Raw genomic sequence first — 25,467 nt, 5'->3', positions numbered from 1 at the left:
AGAGGCTGTGCTGGACAGGCGCTGAGTCATGTTTGTCGGAACTCGACGGTCAGGTGGCTGACTTCGTGAACCGGTTTGAGACGTTCACGAATGCTGTCGGCGTTCACAGTGGCTTCACCTAGAACGCTGACGATCGCCGCGCGCGCTTGAGGACCCACCCTCCAAACGTGCAAGTCTGTAATGGTAGCGCCACCCGGTTTCTCAACGAGTTCGCGGATTTCCTCGGCAACGTGGGCGTCGGTCTGATCGAGCAACACGCCCGCAGTTACCCCCATCAAGGTCCAGGCCCAACGCGCGATAACGAAAGCGCCGACGATACCCATGACCGGGTCGAGCCACACCCAGCCCAGATACCGACCGGCAAGCAATGCAGCGATGGCCAGAATCGACGTCAACGCGTCTGCAATGACATGGACATAGGCCGACCTCAAGTTGTTGTCGTTTCCGTTGTGGGCATGAGGGTGATCGTGGTCGTGGTCGTGGTCGTGGTCGTGCCCATGCCCCAGCAGCAGGGCACTGACAATGTTGACGAGCAAACCGACAACGGCGATGAGGGTCGCGGTGCCAAATTGAACCGGTGTTGGCTGCAACAAACGCATGACCGATTCAACGCCAATGCCCAACGCAACAATGCCGAGAATCAGCGCCGAGGCGAACCCGCCCAAGTCTCCAACCTTTCCTGTACCGAAACTGTAGCGCTGGCTGGTAGCGTGGCGTTTTGCGTATCCGTAAGCGGCCGCCGCGATGCCCAATGCGCCGGCATGGGTTGCCATGTGGAAGCCATCGGCCAGTAACGCCATCGAACCCGTGATATAGCCGGCGGTGATCTCCCCGATCATCATTACCACCGTGAGTGCTACAACCCAAAGCGTACGCTTGGCATTCTCGTCGTGCGCTGAGCCTAGAAACACGTGGTCGTGTGTGTAATCGATGTCTGTCCTGCTCATACGTGTTTACCTGGATGCATTCACTTGGAGTACCGGCGGATAGCTTCAAGAAGCTCTTCGACGCCCTTGTTACGCTCTTCTTCGCTGAGCGCAGGGTTCGCGACATGCTCTCGTGCGTGATCCTCGATGATCTCTTCCATCAGCCCGTTGATGGCACCCCGAGTGGCCGCAACAAGATGGAGTGTCTTGGCGCAGTCGAGATCCGATTCCAATGCTCGTTCAACAGCTTGAATCTGTCCGGCAATACGTTTTACGCGTTTAAGAAGATCGTCTTTGTGTGATGCGATGTGGCCCACGTGATACCCCCCTGGCTATATTAGCTCGCATGATAGGCGTACCCCCTATACCTATGCAAGGTTCGCGGGAGGACAGATCAAAGCTTTTTGACGGAACGAGAGGCTTACAAAATCGAGGGATCAAGCAAGAGAGCCGCAATGTGCCGTTAGGCGACCTCAACCGACCAGGGCCATAGGGCGCACTGGTCGAATCCGTTCAAACGGTAGTGAGCTGATTAACAACCGGGTGGTCAAGTTTGTGAAATTTCTCGAAATGACGCTCACGGCCTTGATTAGATAATTGTTGACCTTGCCACGGTGTCAACGTCGATGCTTTAGCTGCGGGGAAAAGACACCGCTCAGCACGAGGATAATTAACATGGTCGTCTTAGATGTATCAGGCATTGGTTGCGGCAGCTGCGTCGGCAAAATCACCAGAGCGATCCAGGCACTGGACGGCAACGCTACGGTCTCAGTCGATCGATCAACCGGTAAGGTGAGTGTTGAAAGTAGCGAAAACGCGGAACAGCTTCGTAAAGCTGTGGAGGCTGTTGGTTTTCCTTCCAAGATCAGCCATTGAATGGAGACGCCTGCTCCTGAGTAGAGCGTCGTCTGATGGTGAATACCTTTGAATCCGAAAGTACCTGAGCCGCTGTATCGGCCAAAGTTGGCTCGCATGCGCCTATGCTGCTAGTCACCGCGCAGAGCTTTGAGCAAACCCTTGAATGCTCCATTTAGCCGAGTAAAAGCGGCATCGAAACGTATCGCGTTTTCCGTGTATTTCGCGACCTCGACCTGCTGATCGACAGTATTTTGGTCCAAGGCAGGCTGAGCCGGCGTGCTGTAAAGCAAGTCGCGCCCGTATATAGCCACCGCCGATTCTTTCTTAAGAAAATGCTTTGCGTTTGTTGTTTTCAAAGAAAACGCAGTGGTAGCAGGTTCTTTGGTTTGGCTGGCGAGCACAGTAGAAAAATCCAAGTCTTGGGCTTTGAAGTTCGGAGTGTCAGCGTTCGCGATATTGTTACTTAAGATCTCAGCTCTTTGGCCACGATAAACTAACGCTCTTTCTGCGGAGCCTAATGCTTTCTCAAAATTAATACTCACAATCAATCACCCTCGGTGGCATTACTATCTTCTTTGATCATTGAACACCCAGCTGTTGCAGCAGAGCATTCAAGTCTCCTATTAATTTTAATGCAGAGACCTAGAACATCGCCTCCGTGAGAATTAATGGAACCCAAAGCAATGATTACACTTCAATCTTATATTCAATAAAAGTCGCGCAATGCGAAAAGATGGAGACCATACGTATTAAATAGCGTGTACTTCAAGAAAAATATTCCAAACTGACACAACTGTAATATTGGCCTAAGCTTCCTGACAGGGGGTGTCTCTTATAGTCCAACTGAGTCTTTTGCTCACCCCCAAAGAGTCCAATCCATGATGTGATTCAGAGGGGATATTTTCACACATCTGAGGTAGCCCATATGAACACCATCAAAACCTTGTTCGTCGTCGCAGCGCTGACTGTTTCCACTCTGGCCATGGCTGAAGGCGGTGGTGACCGGACTTTCGCACGTATGGAAGTGGCCAGGACGAATTCGATGGAATCGTACCAGGTAGCTCAAACGCAGAGCGCTCAACCGCCTGTCGCTGAAAGCAAAGCCAAAGCGATGGACCATAAAAACTGCTGAACGATCAGGCACGCGGCCAAGCTGACAGAAATGTAATCACGAAGGTGGTTTAGATGTGGCAATTTCTGAGCTCGCTTGCAATGAAAAATTCGTCTTTTTTTCGGTACGCGAAGCTCATCTTGCCAACTCACGGGTTGATTTGAACGGCTCCCTTTTGACTGATTGGAAATAAACGGCATGCATTCCAAAACCTCTAGACGGACATTCGTTAAAGGCCTGGCCGCCGGCGGCATCCTTGGTGGCCTTGGTCTGTGGCGCACTCCTGTATGGGCAGTGACCAGTCCCGGCCTGCCGAGCGTCCTCACCGGCAACGAATTTGATCTGTTTATTGGTGAAACGCCGGTAAACATCACTGGCTCGCCGCGCACAGCCATGACCATCAATGGCTCGTTGCCGGGGCCTTTGCTGCGTTGGCGCGAAGGCGAGACGGTCACTCTGCGCGTGAAAAACCGTCTGGAGCAAGATACCTCCATTCACTGGCACGGCATCATTTTGCCTGCCAACATGGACGGTGTACCGGGTTTGAGCTTCCATGGCATCGCGCCCGACGGCATGTACGAGTACAAGTTCAAGGTGCATCAAAACGGCACGTACTGGTACCACAGCCATTCTGGGTTGCAAGAGCAGGCCGGTGTTTACGGGCCAATAGTCATCGATTCGAAAGAGCCTGAGCCGTTTCAATACAATCGCGACTATGTGGTGATGCTGACTGACTGGACCGATGAGGATCCTGGTCGCGTCATGGCCAAACTCAAGAAACAATCGGACTACTACAACCACCACAAACGTACCGTGGGCGACTTCATCGACGACGTCAGCAAGCAAGGTTGGTCTGCTGCCGTCGCCGACCGGAAAATGTGGGCCGAAATGAAAATGAACCCCACTGATCTGGCAGACGTCAGCGGGGATACCTACACCTACCTCATGAATGGCCAAGCGCCGAACGGCAACTGGACCGGTATTTTTAAGCCTGGCGAGAAGCTGCGCCTGCGCTTTATCAATGGCTCAGCGATGAGCTATTTCGATGTTCGCATTCCTGGTTTGAAAATGACCGTGGTGGCGGCCGACGGCCAATATGTCCAACCAGTCAGTGTCGATGAATTCCGCATCGCCGTGGCAGAAACCTATGATGTGATTGTTGAGCCTGCCACCGAGGAGGCTTACACAATCTTCGCCCAGTCCATGGATAGAACCGGCTATGCGCGGGGGACCTTGGCAGTTCGTGAAGGACTGAAAGCACCGGTACCGGCGATCGATCCGCGTCCGCTGTTGACCATGGATGACATGGGCATGGGCGGTATGGCTGGCATGGACCATGGCAGCATGGCTGGCATGGGCGGCGGCGATATGAAACCGGGTGACATGTCAGGTATGGCTGGCATGGATCACAGCAAGATGCAGGGAATGGACGAAGGTGGCATGACCGGGATGACCGGCATGGACAGTGGTGACATGACTAATATGGCCGGCATGGACCATAGCAAGATGGCAGGTATGGACAAAGGTGACATGTCCAACATGGCCGGCATGGACCACAGCAAGATGGCGGGGATGGACAAAGGTGACATGCCCAACATGGCCGGCATGGATCACAGCCAGATGGGAGGCATGGGGGGCATGGGAGGCGAGATGCAATCTCACCCAGCGTCCGAAACCAACAACCCGTTGGTTGACATGCAGGCCATGAACCCAACGCCAAAACTGAACGATCCAGGTATCGGTTTGCGGAACAACGGTCGACGCGTGCTCACTTACTCAGATCTGAAGAGCACTTTCCAGGACCCTGATGGCCGAGAGCCCAATCGCACCATTGAGCTGCATCTGACCGGTCACATGGAAAAGTTTTCCTGGTCCTTCAACGGCATCAAATTTTCTGATGCTGAGCCCCTTCGCCTCAAGTACGGGGAGCGTCTTCGCATCACCTTGGTAAACGACACCATGATGACGCACCCCATCCACCTTCATGGAATGTGGAGCGACCTTGAAGATGAAAACGGCAAGTTCATGGTACGTAAGCACACAATCGACATGCCACCGGGTACCAAGCGCAGCTATCGAGTCACCGCCGATGCTTTAGGTCGCTGGGCCTATCACTGCCACCTGCTTTTCCATATGGAAATGGGCATGTTCCGTGAAGTACGGGTTGATGAGTAAAGGAGACGATCTGTGAGCACACACCTAAATCGTAAATCGCTGGTCGGTTGCCTCTTTGCCTTTGGCCTGATGGGTGGATTCTCCTGCGTAGCATTGGCAGTCGAAGAACGTGGTGATCCTTCACCTGCTACTTCTGCGGATGCGCCGAACAAGACTGCGACCACGTCAAACGAGGCAACGCCGAATCACGCGACGATGCCTCATACCAAGATGCGCCATGAGTCGATGGATCATGACCAAGAAAACAAGAAGGCGGATTGAGATCATGACCAGGAATTTTTTACGCCCAACGTTGATGGTATTGGCAGTTTCTACGAGTCCTGTCTTCTTTGCCGTGGCTCACGCCGCTGAAGAGATGGATCACTCCAAGATGAACCATGGCTCCATGGGAGCGATGGACCATAGCAACATGGGGGCTATGGAGCACAGCAAGATGAAAATGGACGACGGTCAAATGACCGGCATGGAAAGTATGGATGAAGGGACGACGACAACCAGTCGAACCCCTATCCCCGTTCTTACCGATGCTGACCGTGCAGCCGCCTTCCCAGATGTCGCTGGTCATGGTGTCCACGACAAAACAATCAACTCTTTCATGCTGCTGGATAAGTTTGAATACCAGGATGCTGACAACGGTAGTGCGTTGGCCTGGGATGCGAAAGGATGGATCGGCGGTGACATTGATCGACTGTGGTTGCGCTCGGAAGGCGAACGTACCAATGGCGTGACGGAAAGCGCTGAATTATCCGCGCTCTGGGGGCACTCCATCGGACCGTGGTGGGACGTCGTCACCGGTGTACGACAGGATTTCAAACCAGGGTCCCCTCAAACCTGGGCCGCACTCGGCATTCAGGGCATGGCCCTCTACAACTTCGAGGCCGAAGCAACTGCCTACATCGGTGAGAACGGTCAATCGGCTGCTCGACTGGAAGGCGATTACGACATTCTGCTGACGAATCGATTGATCTTGCAGCCGACGGCCGAGGTCAATTTTTATGGGAAGAATGACCCTCAGCGCGGCATCGGGTCCGGATTAGCCAACACCGAAGTGGGGCTCCGATTGCGTTATGAGATTGTCCGCCAATTTGCCCCTTATATCGGGGTGAGTTGGAGCCGTTCCTATGGCAATACGGCAGACTTTGCACGTGAGGAAGGTGAAGATGCCAGCGAGGCACGCTTTGTCGCCGGTATACGGATGTGGTTCTGAGAACCGGGCATGAAGATTACACTGAAGGCACTAATAGCTGCTGGTCTGGCCACCGTAGCAGCGGCTGCCGGCGTGGTGTATTTCGGCGTGATCAATGTCGGGGCGGATGATCCCCACTCTGCCCCCGTCTACGCGCTACTTTCTATTGCTCGGGATCGCTCGATACACGTGCGCTCGCGCGACATTCAGGTCCCCGACCTGAGCCAAGAAGCTCTCATCCGTGAAGGTGCTGGCAACTACAACTCGATGTGTGTCGGTTGCCATTTGGCTCCGGGGCTTGCAGGCACCGAACTGAGTAACAGCCTTTACCCTGCACCTCCGAATCTTTCGAAACTGGGCGTCGACGGGCACCCAGCTGCAGCTTTTTGGATCATCAAACACGGAATCAAATCCACCGGCATGCCCGCGTGGGGCAAAAGCATGGCCGATCCCTACGTATGGGGGATGGTTGCATTTCTCCAGCAGCTTCCGTCACTGGATGCAGAGCAATACAAAGCTCTGATCACGAGTAGCAGTGGCCATCAACACGGTGGTGGCGAAAGCGTGATGCACAACCATGAGGGTCAGCATGGAACGATCCAGGGGCAAAGTGGCGCAGGTGCTGCCGACCAAAGGGCGGAAGTCCGCGCTCATGATGACGAGAAAAACACGGCACATGCCCATGGCCCCTCCGCAGCGCCATCTGCAAAGGAGCCTGCTGACCACGCCGATCATAAGGGTAGGGAAGCTTCAGATGACGCGGCCCCGACTCCAACCGTACAGCCCAAATCACATACACATACTGATGGGAAGGAACATACCCATGCGAAATAATTCTCTTCGTCGCAGACGGGCACTTCGTCTCGCTGCTTTCGTGGCTCTGTTCATCAGTTCAGCCAGTCACGCAGCAGAGCCATTGACGATCGATGTACATCGCGACGCTAATTGCGGGTGCTGCAAGAAATGGGTCCAGCACCTTGAAGCCAGCGGCTTTACCGTCGTTGATCACGTGGAAACCAACATGAGCGCGATCAAGCGCGGTTTCGGAATTTCTCCTGAGCTCTCGTCCTGTCACACAGCAACCATCAACGGAAAGTTTGTTGAAGGTCACGTGCCCGCCGAGCAAATCATTGCGATGAGCAAACGTGATGACCTGCTCGGGATTGCCGTTCCAGGCATGCCGGCCGGCTCCCCAGGAATGGAAGTGGACGGGAAACATGACGCGTATAAGGTAATCGGCTTGTCAAAGGCAGGCACAGACCACGTCGTCGCTGAATACCCCGAAAACTGATCTTCTAATCTCGCTCCTGCATGGTGAAGGTCATGGCCGTGCAGAGGACATAGCTCATTTCGAACGTAAAAAAGGCGCCACTAGGGCGCCTAAGCCACCTCCCAAACCAAAGGAAAAACAAGGAGGCGGGATGTATCAGGTGGTCGAGCAATTGTTTACTGCACGTTAGAAACCCCTCGACTGACGGACATGATTTCATAAAGTGGATAACTTCAGGCTTTCCTGAAAATTACTTCTACGTCAGCGAGCAGTAAGCTAGTTTCGGACAAAGGAAAATTATGCAGTTCTTAAATAATTTTCATTGTCTAGCTTCCATGGGGGCAGTTGTCGGCCATGACCTTATATTCCACGGTGTTAAGCTTGCCCGTAGAGTCTTCATAGGTCATGCGTGAAGGAGCAACCCCACAGGTTTTATTGGCTTGCGTGACACTGACGACCTTCTGGATATCGAGGTTCATACCATATTCATAATGAACAACTTCAGGAGGAGTCTTGCCGTTCCTTGAGGCATATTGCTCCATTGCTTGTTGGTTCTCTTGCATCATTCGACCATACACGCGGTCACCGCCTCCTTCAGCCATGGCTAATGAAGATAAGGTCAAAATCGAAGCGGCGCAAAACGCTTTCACTGCTGTCATTGCTTTCATGATTTTCTCCTAAAGCTCAATTTACTGAGTTAAAGAGTAACAAGTGAAAGCTTTCAGAAAGCTGCCGCGAAGGTTACTAATGTGAAAGGTGGACGCTACCCCGCATTTACGCTTTCAAGCCAGATAGGATTTTTGTTAACACCCAAGGTTGGCAGACGGTGACGGAACAAAGATGCCCTCAAAAGCTTATTTGAACCGGTGGTCCCTCCCAATTCCTCGATACGCCGGTAGACCTGAGCAGGACCTCCGCGTCGACCCCGGTTCTTGCCAGGCTTTCCAGATCCCACTCGAAGAAACTGCAAAAAGCCAGGAAAACCTTGCTTGATACCGCTGAGGTCAATCTTACCGTCGAGTAATTCACGGGGAGCTTCATCCTGATGAGTTCAGAGACAGTCCACACTAAAGTTCTTAGACGGAAATGCCATACTGACTCCTGATGAATCTTGATCTGTTGATAAGTAAGAGGGAACCTCTGCTTGCGTAGATCCAGCTCATGAGGTAACGAACCTGGGAGCAGCGATTGTAAATTCCGAATGTTCACTCTCTTCGGATCTTTCGTAACTTTATACAGCTCATCTACGCCCGCTTCGATAAGGGCTGCATAGGCGTCGTCTCTTGAGTCGATGGACTTTTCGACCTTAACTGTAGCTTTTTTAGGTGCATGGAGTTTTGCCATTAACCATGCGTTATCATTTTCTAGAATCCATTGCGTAGGTTTGTACGCCTTCTTCCAGAGGTACTCGATATCGGCATCGGTACGTAGCGCTAAAAGCAACTCGATTTTTTGGCGATATCTAGTTTTTTGGCTTAGACGCGATTCTTCGACTTTGGGCGCTCGCGGAGAAACAGCGGCACTCAGCAGGATAGACTCATTTTTCAGAGCCTCTTCAAAGCCATCTGCACTGGAAAACAAGTGAAGAGCAATGATCAAATGCCGCGCGAGCGGCATATTTAGCTGACCTTTGTCTGATTTGAGCCGGATCCATTGCTCATGCTTCCCGGTGTTATAGGCCGGATCAATTTGCGCCAAAAGCTCGTCGCCGTAAGCGCTTTGGATGCTGTCGAACAGTTTTGCAATACCCGCATTTTTTCCGAAAATGAATCCGCGCTTCTTGCATTGGCGGACGTAGCACGAACTCAATACCGTACTGCCTATCGGAGGGATATTGCGTTGCAGGATATCGTGTGCGAACAGAGCGACTTTCTGTTCCATCTTTGACCCCTTGTGTATTGCTGCGCTGTTTAACGGGCTCCAGCCGCATGCACATGGCTCAGTCAGATTGGGAAGCAGCTTCAATTTACGGTAGAACGGGCGAGAGCACTCGGGGCAGGCATGGATCAATGCGTCGCCATGACGCCAACAGACGGCAACACCGGGTATCTGGTGAGATCGATGCCAGTAGGCAGAACCCCGCTCAATCAGATCTTCCTGAACGCAGGTAGGACAAAGCTTAGCCTTGCCATGGGTGGACTCTTCTCTGCGGGGCACCCGTACCACCCCGTCATAACCCAGTGGCCCTACGTCGTTCTCCGGCCCCTGCTTAACGCCAAGAAACGGCCGGTAAGCAGGAAAAGTAGTATTGCTACTGATCAACTCTGCGAGATTGCTCTCCGATTGCCCCGGCAGCCTGTGCGCGAGCCTCTCGATCTGCTTGGGTACGATGCCACCGATGCAAAAGGGTTTCGATGCGAACAAATCGCGATAGGTTTCCGTCGCGGTTCTGTTACCTGACAGATAGTGATATCGGGTGACACGAGAGTAAAGCATTTCATCCGGCATCGAAACGGGGAAAAATAATAGATCAGACATCATTTACCGATTAAAGGTAGGGCTCGAAGAGAATGTGCATCCGGGGGCAGTATATATGCAACCCCTAAAATTCTGTATCCGGTCTGGATTTGAAAATGACACAGCCGCTCAACTTTGAATCGTAGTGAATTCATCTAAATCCTGCCGCGCCCGTATTCCTCGAATACAAAACACGTATCGATAAACCCGCGTAGGTCAGCCCATGCCGGTTGCAAAACTATTTCGGTTGATCGCGGGTTAGTACGTTTACATGCTGATCGTGATGGTATGCCGGACCTTTTCTGGAGGTGAATTTTTTCATTAACAGCAAAATAATGGGTTTATGGTGAATTGATTTAGAACTTTTTTAGATGGAGGGGGAATGTCCAGCTGGATTACAGCATGGGTCGAATGCTCGCGACCCGGTAGAGCGAAGAACGTGATACAGGCTTGCCCTCCGAGAGCAATTGGCATCTAGCCCATCGCAGACGCCTATCGTGAAAGCCTTCGATTGGTTCACATACTTTGTCGAGCATCGCTGCACAGAGAGGAAGCTTGCAGAGCTGTTTTTCGAAGCGGGATAGGACATGAAGCTCACGACCAATCCTCGTACGCGAAATGCGGACAGGCTTACCCGCAAGAGCATAAAGCGCGTCAGCACACTGACGGACTTCGCCGGCCAGTCTCGCATCGAGGGCAGCGAACATTTCGGTGCTATTTAGACGAGGCGTACGATGTGGGCTTGGGTTTGCAGTAGACTCCGAAAGCCACTGCCTATCGTGGCGATACAGCCACGCATACCCCCTGCATGCATGTGCTTTGTAAAATCGATAATCAGCCTCGAAAGCCGCGCGTCTTGCGCATAGCTCAATGTGAAATCGTGCCTCCCTCCAATCATCTTGCCCGCCAGGTACATTTCGGATGTGACGATAGACATACGCCAATGAAACGCTTAGAACCGCAGCGATCTTTTTGGCATCAGCTCCTTCAAGAGCATGTCTCCACACAGCGGCTGACGAACAGTCCAGGCCTTGACCAGGCATCACCGCAGAAGGACGCGTGGGAAGTCTAATGTGAGCTTCCGGGCCACATGCCACCGCCTGTTTCACAGGGCATTGGCCATGCAGCAAGCTCACCATGTCAATGCCCAGAGCACCAGCCAATAAAATGTATTTGAGCGGATGGTGGGAGGTTATAGGCGTACGAAGCAGCTTGGTGACCCATGAGGCGGGTGTACCTGCACGAACTTCCCCGAGTATAGAAAATTCCCATTCTTGCGGGAGTGCGGCAAAAAAATCGGTCATGTGCTCCGCCAGCATGTGCAGGTGCAAGCGATGGTTATCAGAAGCAAGGTTGAGCTGCGTTGCCCTGTGTAAAAGCGTGCAGCGCACCGCCTCCGCCGACAAAGCAGTGACTTCAGACTCAAGGACCTGAAGTGAGCGCAAAGCTATTTCGTGAAGCGGCGCCATGCACCGCAACGGGGTGTCGAGGAGTACTGTGTGTGCTTGCACATTCCCATCATTGGGCAGATTGAGTTGTCGAGAGCTGCGGCTGGACCAGCGAGGATCAAGGATCCTGAGTGACGTGCCGTGATGCGGACATACCAGCACGCCTGGAAGCATGTGGACCCTGTGCCAGTAAGCGACTCCCCGTTGAGCCTGATCTTGGGCGATACATTCTGGGCATAACCGCACTCGGGAGGCGAATCCAATACGGCTCGCGTTGACGCCCAGCTTTAACATCAAGCCTTTCCCATCAGCGGTCATCAGCGTCCGAGCGTGTTCAACCTGGCTCATCCTCAAAAACGGCGCATAGTAGGGTAATAATGTGTGGCGCATGAGGACCTCGGCTACCGATAGCTCGGTACCGCTGGGTAGCGCGTCGACAAAATCCCCTAGATGGCTCGGGAATGCCACATTTTGTGAAAATGCTGCCGCCGATTTCAGTCCGGCAAATGCTGCTTGGCAATTACGAACACCACAAAGACGGGTGTAGCGAGAAATCACGCTGTGCAGCGTCTCGTCGGGAAACGCGGCGGGGAAGAAATGGAGTTTAAGGTGCACTTCACCACCCTCTGACTCACGCTTTGTGATACATCGGTGAGAACTCAAACAGGTCCTCGTTGAGCCAGCCCGCAGCGCGCAGAGCGTCGAGGGGAGCGTCATGTTCGCTAAGCGCTTTAGCCTCTGAGCTTTCCACAGCAGTAGCAATCGGCGATGGGTGGTCTTTCGCAAGGATGCTTGGAGATGGGTCTGCCGGCTTCTCACGGGATACAACGCTTCGAAGCAAGGCAAGGCGATCCTCTCGTGCCAAACCATCGAAGACCATCATTTCGCTCAGCTGATCCTCAATCGGCAGCAAATCGTCGAACTGCCGCATCCGCTTCGGATCTCGGCTACGCAGAGCTGAAAGGGCTGGCTTTAGAATCTGCATTTTTGAGTTGCTTACCTTCACCAGGATCTCAGCAGTCAAACACTCCGAGCCACTCTGGACCGCATAACGCTGACTCAATACCAGCAGCTTGACCAGGAAATCTGTGACGCCTTGAGTGTGCTCATACAGCATGTCAAAAATCTCGTCGGTCAGCTCAGCAGTCTGTTTGCACCACTGATAGCTCCAAAGATTTTCGACCAACAACCGCCACTCCTCATCATCCTTTTCGAAGCGTTTGAATTCGAGCGTACCGGCACCACAGACTCGGCGGGCAGTCCGCATGGCTTCAGAGAACAAGCTAATCGTCGAATTCGTGCCACTGAAAACGACCGGGATACCAATGTTGTTTACCAAATGCAGAAAAAAATTCAGCATGCTCTCCTTACCACCGGTTTTCGCCAGGTGGAGGTTTTGCAGCTCGTCGATCAATAAGGCGCCGATGAAAAATGTGCTGGCCACCTGCTCCATCTGTTGCAGCGCATCATTGATGTTTCGATGCCTGTAGCGCTTGTGGTAGTCCTTGTCTCCTAGAGCGTCACCCACCGCATAAAAAAACTGCTGACAAAATCCAGCCAGCGATCCATCCCGAGGGCAGTCAAGCTTCAGCCATGTGATTTGGGTATGAACAAACTGCTTTCCCTCATAGCGCTCATGACGGATTGTCTGTGGATAAAGGCTCAAAATGGCGTGGAGTGCCGTTGACTTGCCAATGCCGCTCAGGCCAACGACGGTAAACGTTTCTGCAGTGGACTTGAACGCATCGTGGTAACGCTGAGCCCCAGATAAAGAATGCAAATGCCGGACGGTAGCGGGCGACATCGGGTTACGCCCAACATACCCTCGACGAATGAGCAGTGAGAACAGGGCCTCCAATTCCAGATGTAGCAAGAACGGCTGTACCACGGTTCTTAGCCGGTCGATACAGTGAATTCGAGTGGCTCCTTCGAGAGTCAGCTCTTTCGGATCCACCGGCTGAGGAAAATTCGAGATCAGCTCAACAGCCGCCGCCTCTGACAATATCGGAGGCAAAGCTTCGATAAGCGGGTTACCCGCATACTCACTAATGTCCTGTCTGACGTAATTGGCAAACGTCTGTGCACCTTTCATTTTGCCTGTCCTGGCCGAATTCTTTTGAGCAAATCGATAACCTGCGCAGTGCGCTCGCCGGCATATGAATCATGCGCTTTCGGTGTCAATTCAGATTGAAGTGAAGCTGGCTCCGCCCTGACGCCTTCAGGAACAACCGCATTTTCACGCTCACGGAGACGTTCTTCTGCGCGGTTCTCGCGGATGTTTCCAGTGGCCTCTGCCTTGGTGGGCGGAGCAGGTTCCAGTTTTCGTTCTGCGAGTGCATGACTGATGATCTGGTGGACCTGATCGCTAAGCTGCACACGGCTTTCCAGCTCGGCTCGCCGGCGAGTAGGCGGTTTTTGGCGATAGGCTTCGAGCAGATCAAAAATCTCGTCCGAGCGGTAATTCGCGTAACCGGCATCCGATCGTCGAAGATCACAACGGATAAACTGCTTGGCCTCTCCCTGAATCCAAATGTGTGCCGCAGAGTTCGGATCGAACCAACACTCTATTGACCAAACGCCCCCTTTGCGAGCCTTGGCAAACCAATCTTTCTCTATGGCCATATCACACACGTAGTGCATGCCGCGAAACATCACTCCGCCCTTTTGAACGGTCGCGCGCTCACGGGGTAAAAGGTGGAGATAAACCAGCTCGTCGGGACGTTTGTTGGATTCCATCAGGTCGTTGTCGCAGGCCCAATTCCATATCCCGTTGGGCGTAGGTTCAACGCCGTCATTCATCATCGCTTGAGTCAGTCGGTCAGGCTGTCGATGGTGCCGGTTATAGTGGAGCACGCAATTAATGAGGATTTGGGTGAACTCTTTGAGATTCAGCGTGGCATCGAGCCGGTAATCTCGCTCGCCGCGCTCTTTGTCCCGCGCAGCCACCCCGCCAGGTAGCCATCTGATACCCGTCAAATCATTCAAAATGCCAAACCGACTTTCTACCATAGGCTTCCAATCAGGCCGATAAGGTGGAGCAGTGCCCATCTCAATTCCCAATCCTGAGGATAACCCCTCTGCTGCGAGTGACAGCATCTCTCCCCGGTCGGCGTAAATCTGGTGGGGCAGGTGGTGACAATTCCAATCATCTGCATTGATTTCAACGCCGTTCTGAGCGCAGAACTCGACTTTGGAGGTAAACGCGTTGAACAGCGCTTGTCTCGCCCCATTCCAACTAGGGCCCTCCAATCCTACATAGAGACCAGCAATCATTCCGGAGAAACTATCCACTACGATATAAACGACGGGCCGACCAATGAGCATCCGTCTAGAGTAGCTGTTGACCAAATAAATATCGGCAATCGTTGCGTCGATTTCGAACTGATGACAGGGTCCACGCAGCCAATCGCGAACGGTACCTGAAAGCGGACGGCAATCCTTTAACCACCTTCTCAACCCTTTACGGCCACGCTCGGTTGCAATCTCGTCGAAAAAAATCTGTCCCCAATATTGGAACTGCCTCAAGCTGGGGAGTTCTGAACTAGGCAACAAACGAAGCTCTTCTTCACTGTTTTTGGAGATGTCTCGGACAGAGTAGAATCGTCTCAACATTTCGTCATATGCGCTCGAAATAGAAGATTTCTTATCTCTTACATAAAGAGCATATCCAACACGGATGCATCGTTTATCAACGGCACTGAGCATCTTGGAAGGCGAAGTAAGAACGCCTTGAAATTTAGGCTTTCGCCCTGGTGGCCTGCTCGGATCATATTTTCTATCGGCAATACCTACTGCCGTATAATTGTTAAGCAATGAGTTGCGAACTTGACCATAAGACCAATAGCGGTAAAGAAGCCGATAGATGGTTTTCCGCTGGATTCCGAGCTCTGACGCCCGTTTGCTAACAAGTCGGCCTAACTCACCTCGTACAAATATTTGTCCTGGGTATTCAGGATCTAGCAGAGGGGCGATGACGGCCCACTTTTCGTCCCGGCCTTGCTTGGCTCTCTCATCCAACTGTTCCTCAAGCACAAGCATAAACTCTGGTGTGGTAATGGCTGCTGGTTTGGTGTGACCAGACGCTATCGAGCGACGCAGCTCCTCCAGACCAACCGCGTACGGCTGTCGGGGTGGGTCAGCTAGATCTATCACAACTGCTAAGTCTTGCGTTTCATCGTGGTAAAGGAGCCTGGCTATCGTAGCGATGACCGACAGATCGGTTACAGGCTCGAAGACGTCATTAACGAGAACAGTCATGACATTTTCTCCTTCAACGATACTTGGACAGGGCTCGGGGAAACTTCGAAGTCAGGGACTAGACCAGTAAGGTGGAGAGGAGTGTTAACCAAATCTATTTTCAGTATTTTGTTCCAAACCAGATGGAAGAAAATTGCTTGAGCGTCTATGTAGGAAATGGAAAGAAGGGACGCTATTTTTCTTAGACAGGTGGCCAAGGTCCACGAATATTCCCGGGAGTTTGCTAGGCACTCGATAAAATTCGAATGCAACGGGGCTTTCATTAAATCACGAGAGAGCTTCGAGTATTTTCTGATAAGTCCAAGATTTTTGATCAAATCCCGTGTCACAAATTCGTCTGTGACGATTTTCCAATCAACACCTTGGCTTTCCCAAAAGCGCTTTTCAATCTCAAGTTTTTCAAGCGTTCTTTTACTGCCGCTGCCAACTAAATCGGAACGATACTTCACCGTCCTCGCTACCGATTTGAAGTTTCCGCTCGGGTCCTTAACAGTTAACAGGAAATCTGTTGTCATCACATAAGGCAGTGTTGTTCTAGGGTATCTTGGATAACGTACATCGATCGCCGACGCTATCGCCTGCGCACGCTCTGTGGGTAGTAACGGGTATTGCTCCCGGATATCCACGACGTCTTCAGAAAATTCACACACAAGAAAGTAAGAACGCTCGAGATCTGACAGGAGGTGATGAATCCTCTCGATCCTCACACCTTGGATCTTGTGCGAACGACCAATCGACGGGACATCTTGTACCCGCAGCCAAGGCACGTAGCTTGCCCCGGCGCCTTCGCCAAATCCATTTGCAATGTGCCGTTCAATGTCCTGCTGTGATGCAAATTTACGACCTCGCAACCCACGCCTCCTCAGTCGATGCGGACCGCTTCACCTCGCGTCGAGAAAAAGTCGTAGAAGGACACGACTGCCAAAGCGGCCGTATTCAAAACATTTTCCAGACTACACCCGGTAAAAGTTGAAGCGATGAATCCAGACCAAAGGAAAAGCCTGGACAGGAAAACCCCCGTAGATACGGGGGTTTGAGCCTTGTGTCAATCTATGTTCTTAAGTGTCAAACTTTATTGTTTTGTGTCAATCCTTATTGTTCAAAACCACCGGGGCGCACCCCGCGTGACGTTCTTACTCAACCGTGACCGATTTCGCCAGGTTACGCGGCTGGTCCACATCGGTCCCCTTGAGCACCGCCACGTAGTACGACAACAATTGCAGCGGGATCGTGTAGAGGATCGGCGACAGAATGTCGTGAATGTGCGGCATGTGCACAACGTGGGTGCCTTCGCCGTTGGTCATGCCAGCCTTCTCATCGGCGAAGACCACCAGTTGGCCGCCACGGGCGCGGACTTCCTGCAGATTGGACTTCAGCTTTTCCAGCAGCTCATTGTTCGGCGCGACGGTTACCACCGGCATGTCGTTATCCACAAGCGCCAGCGGGCCGTGCTTGAGTTCGCCGGCCGGGTAGGCTTCGGCGTGAATGTAGGAAATCTCCTTGAGCTTCAGCGCCCCTTCCATCGCCACCGGGAATTGCGCACCGCGGCCCAGGAACAGGGTGTGGTTCTTCTCAGCGAACAGCTCGGCGATTTTTTCCACAATGCTGTCCATGGCCAAGGCTTCACCCAGGCGAGCCGGTAGACGCCGCAGTTCTTCCACCAGCTTGGCTTCGACGCCCTCCGCCAGCGTGCCGCGCACCTGGCCCAGCGAAAGGGTTAGCAACAGCAAGCCCACCAATTGCGTGGTGAACGCCTTGGTCGACGCCACGCCGATTTCGCGACCGGCCTGAGTCAGTAAGGTCAGGTCGGATTCGCGCACCAGCGAGCTGATGCCGACGTTGCAGATCGCCAGGCTGGCGAGGAAACCCAGTTCCTTGGCATTGCGCAGCGCGGCCAGGGTGTCGGCGGTTTCACCGGACTGGGAAATGGTCACGAACAGGGTATCAGGCTGCACGACGACTTTGCGATAGCGGAACTCGCTGGCGACTTCGACCTGGCAAGGGATACCGGCCAGCTCTTCAAGCCAGTAACGCGCAACCATGCCGGCGTGGTAACTGGTGCCGCACGCCACGATCTGCACATTGCGCACCTTGGCGAACAGCTCGGCCGCTTGAGGGCCGAAGGCCTGGACCAGCACTTGATCCTGGCTCAGCCGACCTTCGAGGGTGCGCTGCACAACGGCCGGCTGCTCGTGGATCTCCTTGAGCATGTAATGGCGGAACTCGCCCTTCTCGGCAGCTTCGGCGCCGTCGCGGTATTGCACGACCTCGCGCACCACTTCTTTGCCGTCAAGGTCCCAGATCTGCACGCTATCACGACGAATTTCGGCGATATCGCCCTCTTCCAGGTACATGAAGCGGTCAGTGACCTGACGCAGCGCCAGTTGATCGGAAGCCAGGAAGTTCTCCCCCAGGCCCAGGCCGATCACCAATGGGCTGCCGCTGCGGGCCGCTACCAGGCGATCCGGTTGTTTCGCGCTGATCACCGCCAGGCCATAAGCGCCATGGAGTTCCTTGACAGTGGCCTTGAGCGCCACGCTCAGGTCCACCAGGTCCTTGAGCTTATGATTGAGCAAGTGAGCGATGACTTCGGTGTCGGTGTCCGAGGTGAACACATAGCCGAGTGCCTTGAGTTGCTCGCGCAGGGCTTCATAGTTCTCGATGATGCCGTTGTGCACCACCGCCAGGTCGCCGGAAAAATGCGGATGGGCATTTCGCTCGCATGGCGCGCCGTGGGTGGCCCAACGGGTGTGGGCGATGCCCAGGCGACCGATCAGCGGCTCGGCATCCAGCGCTTGTTCCAATTCACTGACCTTTCCCGGGCGCCGCATGCGCTCAAGCGTCTCGTCGTTGGTGAATACCGCCACACCGGCACTGTCGTAGCCGCGATATTCGAGACGCTTGAGACCTTCCAGCAAGATGGCCGTGATGTTGCGTTCAGCAACGGCGCCGACAATTCCACACATGCTATTTCTCCTGGCTGACAGACGCGCAGATGACATTGATGCCGCGGGCCTGGATCTGATCGCGTGCCTCCACGGGCAGGCGATCATCGGTAATGAGGGTATGGACGCTGCTCCACGGCAGTTCCAGGTTGGGAATCTTGCGGCCGATCTTGTCGGCCTCCACCATCACGATCACTTCGCGGGCGACCTCAGCCATTACACGGCTCAGGCCCAGCAGTTCGTTGAAGGTGGTGGTACCTCGAACCAGATCGATGCCATCGGCGCCGATGAACAACTGGTCGAAATCGTAGGAACGCAGGACCTGCTCGGCGACTTGTCCCTGGAACGACTCGGAGTGAGGGTCCCAGGTGCCACCGGTCATCAACAGCACCGGCTCATGCTCCAGTTCGCTCAAGGCATTGGCGACGTGCAGGGAATTGGTCATCACCACCAGGCCCGGCTGTTGGCCGAGTTGCGGAATCATGGCCGCCGTGGTGCTGCCGCTGTCGATAATGATGCGCGCGTGCTCGCGGATCCGCTTCACGGCGGCCCGGGCAATGGCTTGTTTGTACTTGGAGACGGTTTGCCCGTTATCGGCCACCAACTCCTGCGGCAGCGGCACCGCACCACCGTAGCGACGCAGCAGCAGGCCATTGGTTTCCAAGGCGGCTAAATCCTTGCGAATCGTAACCTCCGAGGTTTCGAAGCGCTTGGCCAGTTCATCCACACTGACCTCGCCCTGCTCTTGGAGCAACGCAAGGATGTTATGACGGCGCTGTGGCGTGTTGCGTTTCGACATGATGGCTTAAGTTTCGATTCGAAAGATAACGTAAGCAATCAAAACCTATTGAAGCGATGTCGTCAAGGCGCGGGGAGAAAAATTCAGAAAATTGCGCAAATCGAATGTGGCAGCGGGCTTGCTCGCGAAGGCGTTGGTTCAGCAACGACCAATCGGCTGGACCAATGCCTACACGAGCAAGCCCGCGCCCATAGAAGGATTGTGGATAACTTTAGGACTTGTTGATTTTCTCCGGCCGCTTCCAGCCGTCGATATTGCGCTGGCGCGCACGCCCTACCGCCAGTTGCCCGTTATCCACATTCTGGGTGAGGGTCGAACCGGCTGCCGTGGTCGCACCGCTAGAGATATCCACAGGAGCTACCAAGGAATTGTTCGAACCAATGAAGACGTCTTCGCCCAATACCGTTTTCCACTTATTGGCACCATCGTAATTGCAGGTGATGGTCCCGGCGCCAATGTTGGTGCGCGCACCGACTTCAGCGTCACCCAGGTAGGTCAGGTGCCCGGCCTTGGCGCCTTCGCCCAGGTGGGCATTCTTCAGTTCAACGAAGTTACCCACATGGGCACGGGCTTCCAGCACGGAGCCTGGACGCAAGCGGGCAAACGGGCCGGCGTCGCTGCCCTCGCCCATGACCGCGCCGTCGAGATGACTGTTGGCCTTGATCACCACGCCTTTGCGTAGGGTGCTGTCCTTGATCACGCAGTTCGGGCCAATGATCACGTCGTCTTCGATGACAACCTTGCCTTCGAGAATGACATTGATGTCGATGACCACATCGCGACCTACGCTGACTTCACCGCGTACATCAAAACGGGCAGGGTCGCGCAGCGTCACGCCTTGGGCCATCAGGCGCCGGGCGGCGCGCAATTGATAGTGGCGCTCCAACTCGGCCAGTTGCCGGCGGTCGTTGGCGCCCTGCACTTCCATGGCATCCAGCGGCTGCTCGGTGGCGACGACTAGCCCGTCCGCCACCGCCATCGCAATGACGTCGGTCAGGTAGTACTCGCCCTGGGCATTGTTGTTCGACAGGCGACTCATCCAGTCACCCAGACGCTCGGCCGGCACCGCAAGAATGCCGGTGTTGCCCTCGGTGATTGCTCGCTGGGCCTCGTTTGCGTCCTTTTGCTCAACGATCGCCATCACCTGGCCGTCGGAGTTGCGCACAATGCGGCCATAGCCGGTAGGATCATCCAACTCCACGGTCAGCAAGCCCAACTGCTGTGGCGCGACATGCTTGAGCAAGCGCTGCAAGGTGTCGACTTCGATCAGCGGCACATCGCCGTAGAGAATCAGCACCGTATCGGCCTTGATGAACGGCACGGCCTGGGCTACCGCGTGGCCGGTACCCAGTTGCTTGTCTTGCAGGACGAAATTCAGGTCGTCCGCCGCCAGGCGTTCGCGCACCGCATCGGCACCGTGACCGATCACCACATGAATGCGCTGCGGATCAAGTTGCCGTGCGCTGTGGATAACATGACCGAGCATGGAATTGCCGGCGACCGGATGCAACACCTTGGGCAACGCCGAACGCATGCGGGTGCCTTGGCCGGCCGCGAGGATAACGATTTCGAGAGACATGACTGGCTACCAATCCTGGGTGGTCAGCGGCTGCGACCAGGTAATGAGTGTCGGAAAAAGAAAAAAGGGTAGCCGAGGCTACCCTTTTTAATCAATCACACAGAAAGCTGACGGCTTAGCCGCCGAACTTCTTGCGGATCTGCTGGACGGTGCGCAGCTGGGCTGCGGCCTCGGCCAGACGTGCGGCAGCAGAACCGTAGTCGAAGTCCGCGCCCTTTTCATGCAGAGCCTTCTCGGCGGCCTTGACGGCCTCCTGAGCGGAGGCTTCGTCCAGGTCGGCAGCACGTTGCACGGTGTCGGCAAGAACCTTGACCATGTTCGGCTGAACCTCGAGGAAACCACCGGAGATGTAGAACACCTCCCGTTCCCCGCCCTGCTTGGTCAGAGTAATCGGACCTGGCTTCAAGCTGGTGATCAGCGGTGCGTGACCCAGGGCGATACCAAGATCACCCAGCTCACCGTGCGCAACCACAAACTCGACCAGACCGGAGAAGATTTCCCCTTCCGCACTGACGATATCGCAATGGACTGTCATAGCCATCTGATTGCCTCAACCTAAATTAGCGCCCGTTGCCGGGCGCCGGGATTACAGTTTCTTGGCTTTCTCGATCGCTTCTTCGATGCCGCCGACCATGTAGAACGCTTGTTCTGGCAGGTGGTCGTAGTCACCGTTGAGGATGCCTTTGAAGCCAGCAATGGTGTCTTTCAGGGAAACGTATTTACCCGAGGCACCGGTGAAGACTTCAGCCACGAAGAACGGTTGCGACAAGAAGCGCTGGATCTTACGAGCGCGGGATACCAACTGTTTGTCGGTTTCCGACAGTTCGTCCATACCCAGGATCGCGATGATGTCCTTCAGCTCTTTGTAGCGCTGCAGCACGTACTGGACGCCGCGAGCGGTGTCGTAGTGCTCCTGGCCGATCACGTTCGGGTCCAGTTGGCGGGAAGTCGAGTCCAGTGGGTCTACCGCTGGGTAGATACCCAGGGAAGCGATGTCACGGGACAGAACGACGGTGGCGTCCAAGTGGGCGAAGGTGGTCGCTGGCGACGGGTCGGTCAAGTCGTCCGCTGGTACGTATACCGCTTGGATCGAGGTGATCGAACCTTGCTTGGTCGAAGTGATGCGCTCTTGCAGCACGCCCATCTCTTCAGCCAGGGTCGGCTGGTAACCTACTGCCGAAGGCATACGGCCCAGCAGTGCGGATACTTCGGTACCGGCCAGGGTGTAACGGTAGATGTTGTCGACGAACAGCAGAACGTCGTTACCTTCGTCACGGAACTTCTCGGCCATGGTCAGGCCGGTCAGGGCAACGCGCAGACGGTTTCCCGGCGGCTCGTTCATCTGGCCGTAGACCAGTGCCACTTTGTCCAGAACGTTGGAATCCTTCATCTCGTGGTAGAAGTCGTTACCCTCACGAGTACGCTCACCCACACCGGCGAACACGGAATAACCGCTGTGCTCGATGGCGATGTTACGGATCAGTTCCATCATGTTTACGGTCTTGCCTACACCGGCACCACCGAACAGACCGACTTTACCGCCCTTGGCGAACGGGCAAACCAGGTCGATAACCTTGATGCCTGTTTCCAGCAGCTCGTTGCCACCGGCCTGTTCAGCGAAGGATGGCGCAGGACGGTGAATGCCCCAACGCTCTTCGGTATCGATCGGGCCAGCTTCGTCGATCGGGTTGCCCAGTACGTCCATGATCCGGCCCAGGGTCGCTTTACCGACCGGTACGGAGATGGCTGCGCCAGTGTTGTTGACGTCCAGACCGCGCTTCAAGCCTTCGGTGGAGCCCATCGCAATGGTACGAACCACGCCGTCGCCCAGCTGCTGCTGAACTTCCAGGGTGGTTTCGGCGCCTTGAACTTTCAAGGCGTCGTAGATGCTCGGTACGCTGTCGCGTGGGAATTCCACGTCGATAACGGCGCCGATGATTTGAACGATACGTCCGCTACTCATAGCTGGATCCTCTGAATATTTGAACCGTTAAACCGCGGCAGCGCCGCCGACGATTTCCGAGATCTCTTGGGTGATCGCAGCCTGACGCGCCTTGTTGTAGATCAGCTGCAAATCGCTGATCAAATCACCGGCGTTGTCGGTAGCGTTCTTCATCGCGATCATCCGCGCCGCTTGTTCAGCTGCGTTGTTCTCGACCACCGCCTGGTAGACTTGCGACTCCACGTAGCGGACCATCAAGCCGTCGAGCAGCTCCTTGGCATCCGGTTCGTAGAGATAGTCCCAGTGGTGCTTGAGTTCCTGTTCCGGGGTCGCCACCAGTGGAATCAACTGCTCCACGGTCGGCTGTTGCGTCATGGTGTTGATGAACTTGTTGGATACCACGGACAGGCGGTCGATCCGGCCTTCCAGGTAAGCATCCAGCATCACCTTGACGCTGCCGATCAGGTCATTGATCGACGGTTCTTCACCCAGGTGGCTGATAGCAGCGACGACGTTGCCGCCGAAGTTGCGGAAGAAAGCCGCACCCTTGCTACCGACCACGCACAGATCGATCTCGACGCCTTGTTCGCGGTTTACCGCCATGTCCTTGACCAGGGCCTTGAACAGGTTGGTGTTCAAGCCACCGCACAGACCACGGTCACTGCTCACCACAACGTAACCGACGCGCTTGACGGCGCGGTCGATCATGAACGGGTGGCGGTATTCCGGGTTGGCGTTGGCCAGATGACCAATCACCTGGCGGATGCGCTCCGCATAAGGACGGCTAGCAGCCATGCGCATTTGTGCCTTGCGCATTTTGCTGACCGCCACTTTTTCCATGGCGCTGGTAATCTTTTGCGTGCTTTTGATGCTCGCAATCTTACTGCGAATCTCTTTTGCGCCTGCCATGTAACACCTATCAGGTTAGCAAGCGGGAGCCTTGCGGCTCCCGCTGCGGCTTACCAGGTTTGGGTGGCCTTGAACTTCTCGATACCGGCTTTGAGGCCAGCGTCGATTTCGTCATTGAAGTCACCTTTAACGTTGATCTTGGCCATCAAATCGGCGTGATCGCGGTTGAAGAAAGCGATCAGCGCTTGTTCGAAGCTGCCGATCTTGGCGATTTCAATGTCAGTCAGGAACCCACGCTCAGCGGCATACAGCGACAGCGCCATGTCAGCGATCGACATCGGTGCGTATTGCTTCTGCTTCATCAGCTCGGTAACGCGCTGACCATGCTCAAGTTGCTTACGGGTCGCTTCGTCCAGGTCAGAAGCGAACTGGGCGAATGCCGCCAGTTCACGGTACTGGGCCAGGGCGGTACGGATACCACCGGACAGCTTCTTGATGATCTTGGTCTGAGCGGCACCACCTACACGGGATACCGAAACACCGGCGTTCACAGCAGGACGGATGCCCGAGTTGAACATGGCCGATTCCAGGAAGATCTGACCGTCGGTGATGGAAATCACGTTGGTCGGAACGAACGCGGAAACGTCGCCAGCCTGGGTTTCGATGATCGGCAGGGCGGTCAGGGAACCGGTCTTGCCAGTCACTGCGCCGTTGGTGAACTTCTCTACGTACTCTTCCGAAACGCGGGATGCGCGCTCCAGCAGACGGGAGTGGAGATAGAACACGTCGCCTGGGTAGGCTTCACGGCCTGGTGGACGGCGCAGCAGCAGGGAAATCTGGCGGTAGGCCACTGCTTGCTTGGACAGATCGTCATAAACGATCAGCGCGTCTTCACCGCGGTCGCGGAAGTATTCGCCCATGGTGCAACCGGAGTACGGTGCCAGGAACTGCAGGGCAGCCGATTCGGAGGCGCTGGCGGCAACGATGATGGTGTTGGCCAGTGCACCGTTTTCTTCCAGCTTGCGAACCACGTTGGCGATGGTCGATTGCTTCTGACCGATTGCCACGTAGACGCAGAAGATACCGCTGTTCTTCTGGTTGATGATCGCGTCGATCGCCAGAGCGGTCTTACCGATCTGACGGTCACCGATGATCAGCTCACGCTGGCCACGGCCGACTGGGATCATGGCATCGACAGCCTTGTAGCCAGTCTGTACAGGCTGGTCTACCGACTTACGCCAGATCACGCCAGGAGCAACTTTCTCGACCGCGTCGGTCTCGGTGTTGTTCAGCGGACCTTTGCCGTCAACTGGGTTACCCAGTGCGTCGACTACGCGACCCAGCAGTTCCTTACCGACTGGAACCTCGAGGATGCGGCCGGTGCACTTGGCGCTCATGCCTTCAGCCAGAGTCGTGTACGCGCCCAATACCACGGCACCTACAGAGTCTTGCTCCAGGTTGAGGGCCATACCGTAGACGCCGCCCGGAAACTCGATCATCTCGCCGTACATGACGTCGGCCAGACCGTGAATCCGCACGATGCCGTCAGATACGCTGACGACAGTGCCTTCGTTACGGGCTTGGGAGGTCACATCGAGCTTTTCGATGCGGCCCTTGATAATTTCACTTATTTCGGAAGGATTGAGTTGCTGCATTGCTCTGCTG

The 25,467-nt window shown here is 54.7% G+C and carries 23 protein-coding genes; 7 read left to right on the top strand and 16 right to left on the bottom strand.

All coding sequences use genetic code 11. The features are described from left to right. Positions 1-26: 26 nt before the first annotated feature. Both dmeF and JZ00_RS30430 read right to left on the bottom strand, forming a co-directional pair. Positions 27-947, bottom strand: coding sequence for a CDF family Co(II)/Ni(II) efflux transporter DmeF (dmeF, locus tag JZ00_RS21225; RefSeq protein WP_024014915.1), 921 nt, complete (start codon positions 945-947; stop codon positions 27-29). A gap of 20 nt (positions 948-967) precedes the next feature. After that, the gene (locus JZ00_RS30430) at positions 968-1,243 is read right to left on the bottom strand and encodes a metal/formaldehyde-sensitive transcriptional repressor (RefSeq protein ID WP_073470825.1); all 276 of its coding nucleotides are present in this window, start codon (positions 1,241-1,243) and stop codon (positions 968-970) included. Positions 1,244-1,601: 358 nt separating this feature from the next. Between JZ00_RS30430 and JZ00_RS30425 the strand changes: the two genes are divergently transcribed. Continuing rightward, complete coding sequence (locus tag JZ00_RS30425; RefSeq protein ID WP_047292961.1) at positions 1,602-1,802, top strand: heavy-metal-associated domain-containing protein; 201 nt, start codon at positions 1,602-1,604, stop codon at positions 1,800-1,802. Between the two features lie 110 nt (positions 1,803-1,912). On the opposite strand, the gene flgB is transcribed toward JZ00_RS30425, so the two are convergent. Further along, a complete protein-coding gene (gene flgB / locus JZ00_RS21215) occupies positions 1,913-2,326 on the bottom strand; it encodes a flagellar basal body rod protein FlgB (RefSeq protein ID WP_019816894.1) in 414 nt (137 codons plus the stop codon). A 383-nt stretch (positions 2,327-2,709) separates the two neighbouring features. On the opposite strand from flgB, the gene JZ00_RS21210 reads away from it, so the two are divergent. The 6 genes from JZ00_RS21210 to JZ00_RS21190 all read left to right on the top strand — a co-directional run bounded on the left by JZ00_RS21210 (position 2,710) and on the right by JZ00_RS21190 (position 7,547). Beyond that, the gene (locus tag JZ00_RS21210; protein WP_019816895.1) at positions 2,710-2,916 is read left to right on the top strand and encodes a co-regulatory protein PtrA N-terminal domain-containing protein; all 207 of its coding nucleotides are present in this window, start codon (positions 2,710-2,712) and stop codon (positions 2,914-2,916) included. Between the two features lie 177 nt (positions 2,917-3,093). After that, the gene (locus JZ00_RS21205) at positions 3,094-5,070 is read left to right on the top strand and encodes a copper resistance system multicopper oxidase (RefSeq protein ID WP_024014918.1); all 1,977 of its coding nucleotides are present in this window, start codon (positions 3,094-3,096) and stop codon (positions 5,068-5,070) included. A gap of 12 nt (positions 5,071-5,082) precedes the next feature. After that, positions 5,083-5,331: a hypothetical protein gene (locus JZ00_RS30960; RefSeq protein WP_143170045.1), complete on the top strand. Its 249-nt coding sequence runs from the start codon at positions 5,083-5,085 to the stop codon at positions 5,329-5,331. Then, positions 5,303-6,277, top strand: coding sequence for a copper resistance protein B (locus tag JZ00_RS21200; RefSeq protein WP_039593195.1), 975 nt, complete (start codon positions 5,303-5,305; stop codon positions 6,275-6,277). The genes JZ00_RS30960 and JZ00_RS21200 overlap by 29 nt, the downstream gene beginning before the upstream one ends. 9 nt (positions 6,278-6,286) lie before the next feature. Then, positions 6,287-7,090, top strand: coding sequence for a c-type cytochrome (locus tag JZ00_RS21195; RefSeq protein ID WP_039593194.1), 804 nt, complete (start codon positions 6,287-6,289; stop codon positions 7,088-7,090). Continuing rightward, on the top strand, positions 7,080-7,547 hold the full coding sequence (locus JZ00_RS21190) for a DUF411 domain-containing protein (protein WP_039593193.1): 468 nt from the start codon (positions 7,080-7,082) through the stop codon (positions 7,545-7,547). Before JZ00_RS21195 ends, JZ00_RS21190 begins: the two co-directional genes overlap by 11 nt. Positions 7,548-7,852: 305 nt before the next feature. On the opposite strand, the gene JZ00_RS21180 is transcribed toward JZ00_RS21190, so the two are convergent. The 13 genes from JZ00_RS21180 to atpA all read right to left on the bottom strand — a co-directional run bounded on the left by JZ00_RS21180 (position 7,853) and on the right by atpA (position 25,457). Next, positions 7,853-8,185, bottom strand: coding sequence for a DUF2790 domain-containing protein (locus JZ00_RS21180; RefSeq protein WP_039593249.1), 333 nt, complete (start codon positions 8,183-8,185; stop codon positions 7,853-7,855). A 187-nt stretch (positions 8,186-8,372) separates the two neighbouring features. After that, positions 8,373-10,004 carry a TniQ family protein gene (locus JZ00_RS30420; RefSeq protein WP_230082024.1) on the bottom strand — a complete coding sequence of 544 codons (1,632 nt, stop codon included), beginning with the start codon at positions 10,002-10,004 and terminating at the stop codon, positions 8,373-8,375. A gap of 374 nt (positions 10,005-10,378) precedes the next feature. After that, positions 10,379-12,046, bottom strand: coding sequence for a TnsD family Tn7-like transposition protein (locus tag JZ00_RS30415; RefSeq protein WP_082112117.1), 1,668 nt, complete (start codon positions 12,044-12,046; stop codon positions 10,379-10,381). A 16-nt stretch (positions 12,047-12,062) separates the two neighbouring features. Then, positions 12,063-13,523, bottom strand: coding sequence for an ATP-binding protein (locus JZ00_RS21155; protein ID WP_039593188.1), 1,461 nt, complete (start codon positions 13,521-13,523; stop codon positions 12,063-12,065). After that, positions 13,520-15,688: a Mu transposase C-terminal domain-containing protein gene (locus tag JZ00_RS21150; RefSeq protein WP_039593187.1), complete on the bottom strand. Its 2,169-nt coding sequence runs from the start codon at positions 15,686-15,688 to the stop codon at positions 13,520-13,522. The genes JZ00_RS21155 and JZ00_RS21150 overlap by 4 nt, the downstream gene beginning before the upstream one ends. Next, complete coding sequence (locus JZ00_RS21145; protein WP_039593186.1) at positions 15,685-16,539, bottom strand: TnsA endonuclease N-terminal domain-containing protein; 855 nt, start codon at positions 16,537-16,539, stop codon at positions 15,685-15,687. Before JZ00_RS21145 ends, JZ00_RS21150 begins: the two co-directional genes overlap by 4 nt. Before the next feature lie 282 nt (positions 16,540-16,821). Continuing rightward, the gene (glmS, locus tag JZ00_RS21140; protein WP_039593185.1) at positions 16,822-18,654 is read right to left on the bottom strand and encodes a glutamine--fructose-6-phosphate transaminase (isomerizing); all 1,833 of its coding nucleotides are present in this window, start codon (positions 18,652-18,654) and stop codon (positions 16,822-16,824) included. Between the two features lies 1 nt (position 18,655). Then, positions 18,656-19,435: a DeoR/GlpR family DNA-binding transcription regulator gene (locus JZ00_RS21135; protein WP_200900496.1), complete on the bottom strand. Its 780-nt coding sequence runs from the start codon at positions 19,433-19,435 to the stop codon at positions 18,656-18,658. A 208-nt stretch (positions 19,436-19,643) separates the two neighbouring features. Then, on the bottom strand, positions 19,644-21,011 hold the full coding sequence (gene glmU, locus JZ00_RS21130; protein ID WP_039593183.1) for a bifunctional UDP-N-acetylglucosamine diphosphorylase/glucosamine-1-phosphate N-acetyltransferase GlmU: 1,368 nt from the start codon (positions 21,009-21,011) through the stop codon (positions 19,644-19,646). Between the two features lie 115 nt (positions 21,012-21,126). Continuing rightward, positions 21,127-21,552 carry a F0F1 ATP synthase subunit epsilon gene (locus tag JZ00_RS21125; protein ID WP_039593182.1) on the bottom strand — a complete coding sequence of 142 codons (426 nt, stop codon included), beginning with the start codon at positions 21,550-21,552 and terminating at the stop codon, positions 21,127-21,129. A 45-nt stretch (positions 21,553-21,597) separates the two neighbouring features. Further along, positions 21,598-22,974 (bottom strand): F0F1 ATP synthase subunit beta, encoded by a 1,377-nt coding sequence (gene atpD, locus JZ00_RS21120; RefSeq protein WP_039593181.1) that lies wholly within the window; start codon positions 22,972-22,974, stop codon positions 21,598-21,600. A 27-nt stretch (positions 22,975-23,001) separates the two neighbouring features. Further along, positions 23,002-23,862, bottom strand: a complete 861-nt coding sequence (gene atpG / locus JZ00_RS21115) for a F0F1 ATP synthase subunit gamma (RefSeq protein WP_030139034.1) — start codon at positions 23,860-23,862, stop codon at positions 23,002-23,004. A gap of 50 nt (positions 23,863-23,912) precedes the next feature. Then, complete coding sequence (atpA, locus tag JZ00_RS21110) at positions 23,913-25,457, bottom strand: F0F1 ATP synthase subunit alpha (protein WP_024777788.1); 1,545 nt, start codon at positions 25,455-25,457, stop codon at positions 23,913-23,915. Positions 25,458-25,467: the final 10 nt, after the last annotated feature.

This window comes from Pseudomonas frederiksbergensis (assembly GCF_000802155.2).
GTDB classification, from domain to species: domain Bacteria; phylum Pseudomonadota; class Gammaproteobacteria; order Pseudomonadales; family Pseudomonadaceae; genus Aquipseudomonas; species Aquipseudomonas frederiksbergensis_A.
Note: the sequence above shows the minus strand (reverse complement) of the source record. Positions and strands in the feature narration are given on the sequence as shown.

Coding starts and splice junctions, on each gene's coding strand:
- atpG (WP_030139034.1), bottom strand. CDS start 23,862: ATGGCAGGCGCAAAAGAGATTCGCAGTAAGATTGCGAGCATCAAAAGC.
- JZ00_RS21195 (WP_039593194.1), top strand. CDS start 6,287: ATGAAGATTACACTGAAGGCACTAATAGCTGCTGGTCTGGCCACCGTA.
- atpD (WP_039593181.1), bottom strand. CDS start 22,974: ATGAGTAGCGGACGTATCGTTCAAATCATCGGCGCCGTTATCGACGTG.
- JZ00_RS21200 (WP_039593195.1), top strand. CDS start 5,303: ATGACCAAGAAAACAAGAAGGCGGATTGAGATCATGACCAGGAATTTT.
- JZ00_RS21125 (WP_039593182.1), bottom strand. CDS start 21,552: ATGGCTATGACAGTCCATTGCGATATCGTCAGTGCGGAAGGGGAAATC.
- JZ00_RS30420 (WP_230082024.1), bottom strand. CDS start 10,004: ATGTCTGATCTATTATTTTTCCCCGTTTCGATGCCGGATGAAATGCTT.
- JZ00_RS21205 (WP_024014918.1), top strand. CDS start 3,094: ATGCATTCCAAAACCTCTAGACGGACATTCGTTAAAGGCCTGGCCGCC.
- JZ00_RS21190 (WP_039593193.1), top strand. CDS start 7,080: ATGCGAAATAATTCTCTTCGTCGCAGACGGGCACTTCGTCTCGCTGCT.
- JZ00_RS21180 (WP_039593249.1), bottom strand. CDS start 8,185: ATGACAGCAGTGAAAGCGTTTTGCGCCGCTTCGATTTTGACCTTATCT.
- dmeF (WP_024014915.1), bottom strand. CDS start 947: ATGAGCAGGACAGACATCGATTACACACACGACCACGTGTTTCTAGGC.
- JZ00_RS21210 (WP_019816895.1), top strand. CDS start 2,710: ATGAACACCATCAAAACCTTGTTCGTCGTCGCAGCGCTGACTGTTTCC.
- atpA (WP_024777788.1), bottom strand. CDS start 25,457: ATGCAGCAACTCAATCCTTCCGAAATAAGTGAAATTATCAAGGGCCGC.
- JZ00_RS30425 (WP_047292961.1), top strand. CDS start 1,602: ATGGTCGTCTTAGATGTATCAGGCATTGGTTGCGGCAGCTGCGTCGGC.
- glmS (WP_039593185.1), bottom strand. CDS start 18,654: ATGTGTGGAATTGTCGGCGCCGTTGCTGAACGCAACATCACGGCCATC.
- JZ00_RS21155 (WP_039593188.1), bottom strand. CDS start 13,523: ATGAAAGGTGCACAGACGTTTGCCAATTACGTCAGACAGGACATTAGT.
- glmU (WP_039593183.1), bottom strand. CDS start 21,011: ATGTCTCTCGAAATCGTTATCCTCGCGGCCGGCCAAGGCACCCGCATG.
- JZ00_RS21150 (WP_039593187.1), bottom strand. CDS start 15,688: ATGACTGTTCTCGTTAATGACGTCTTCGAGCCTGTAACCGATCTGTCG.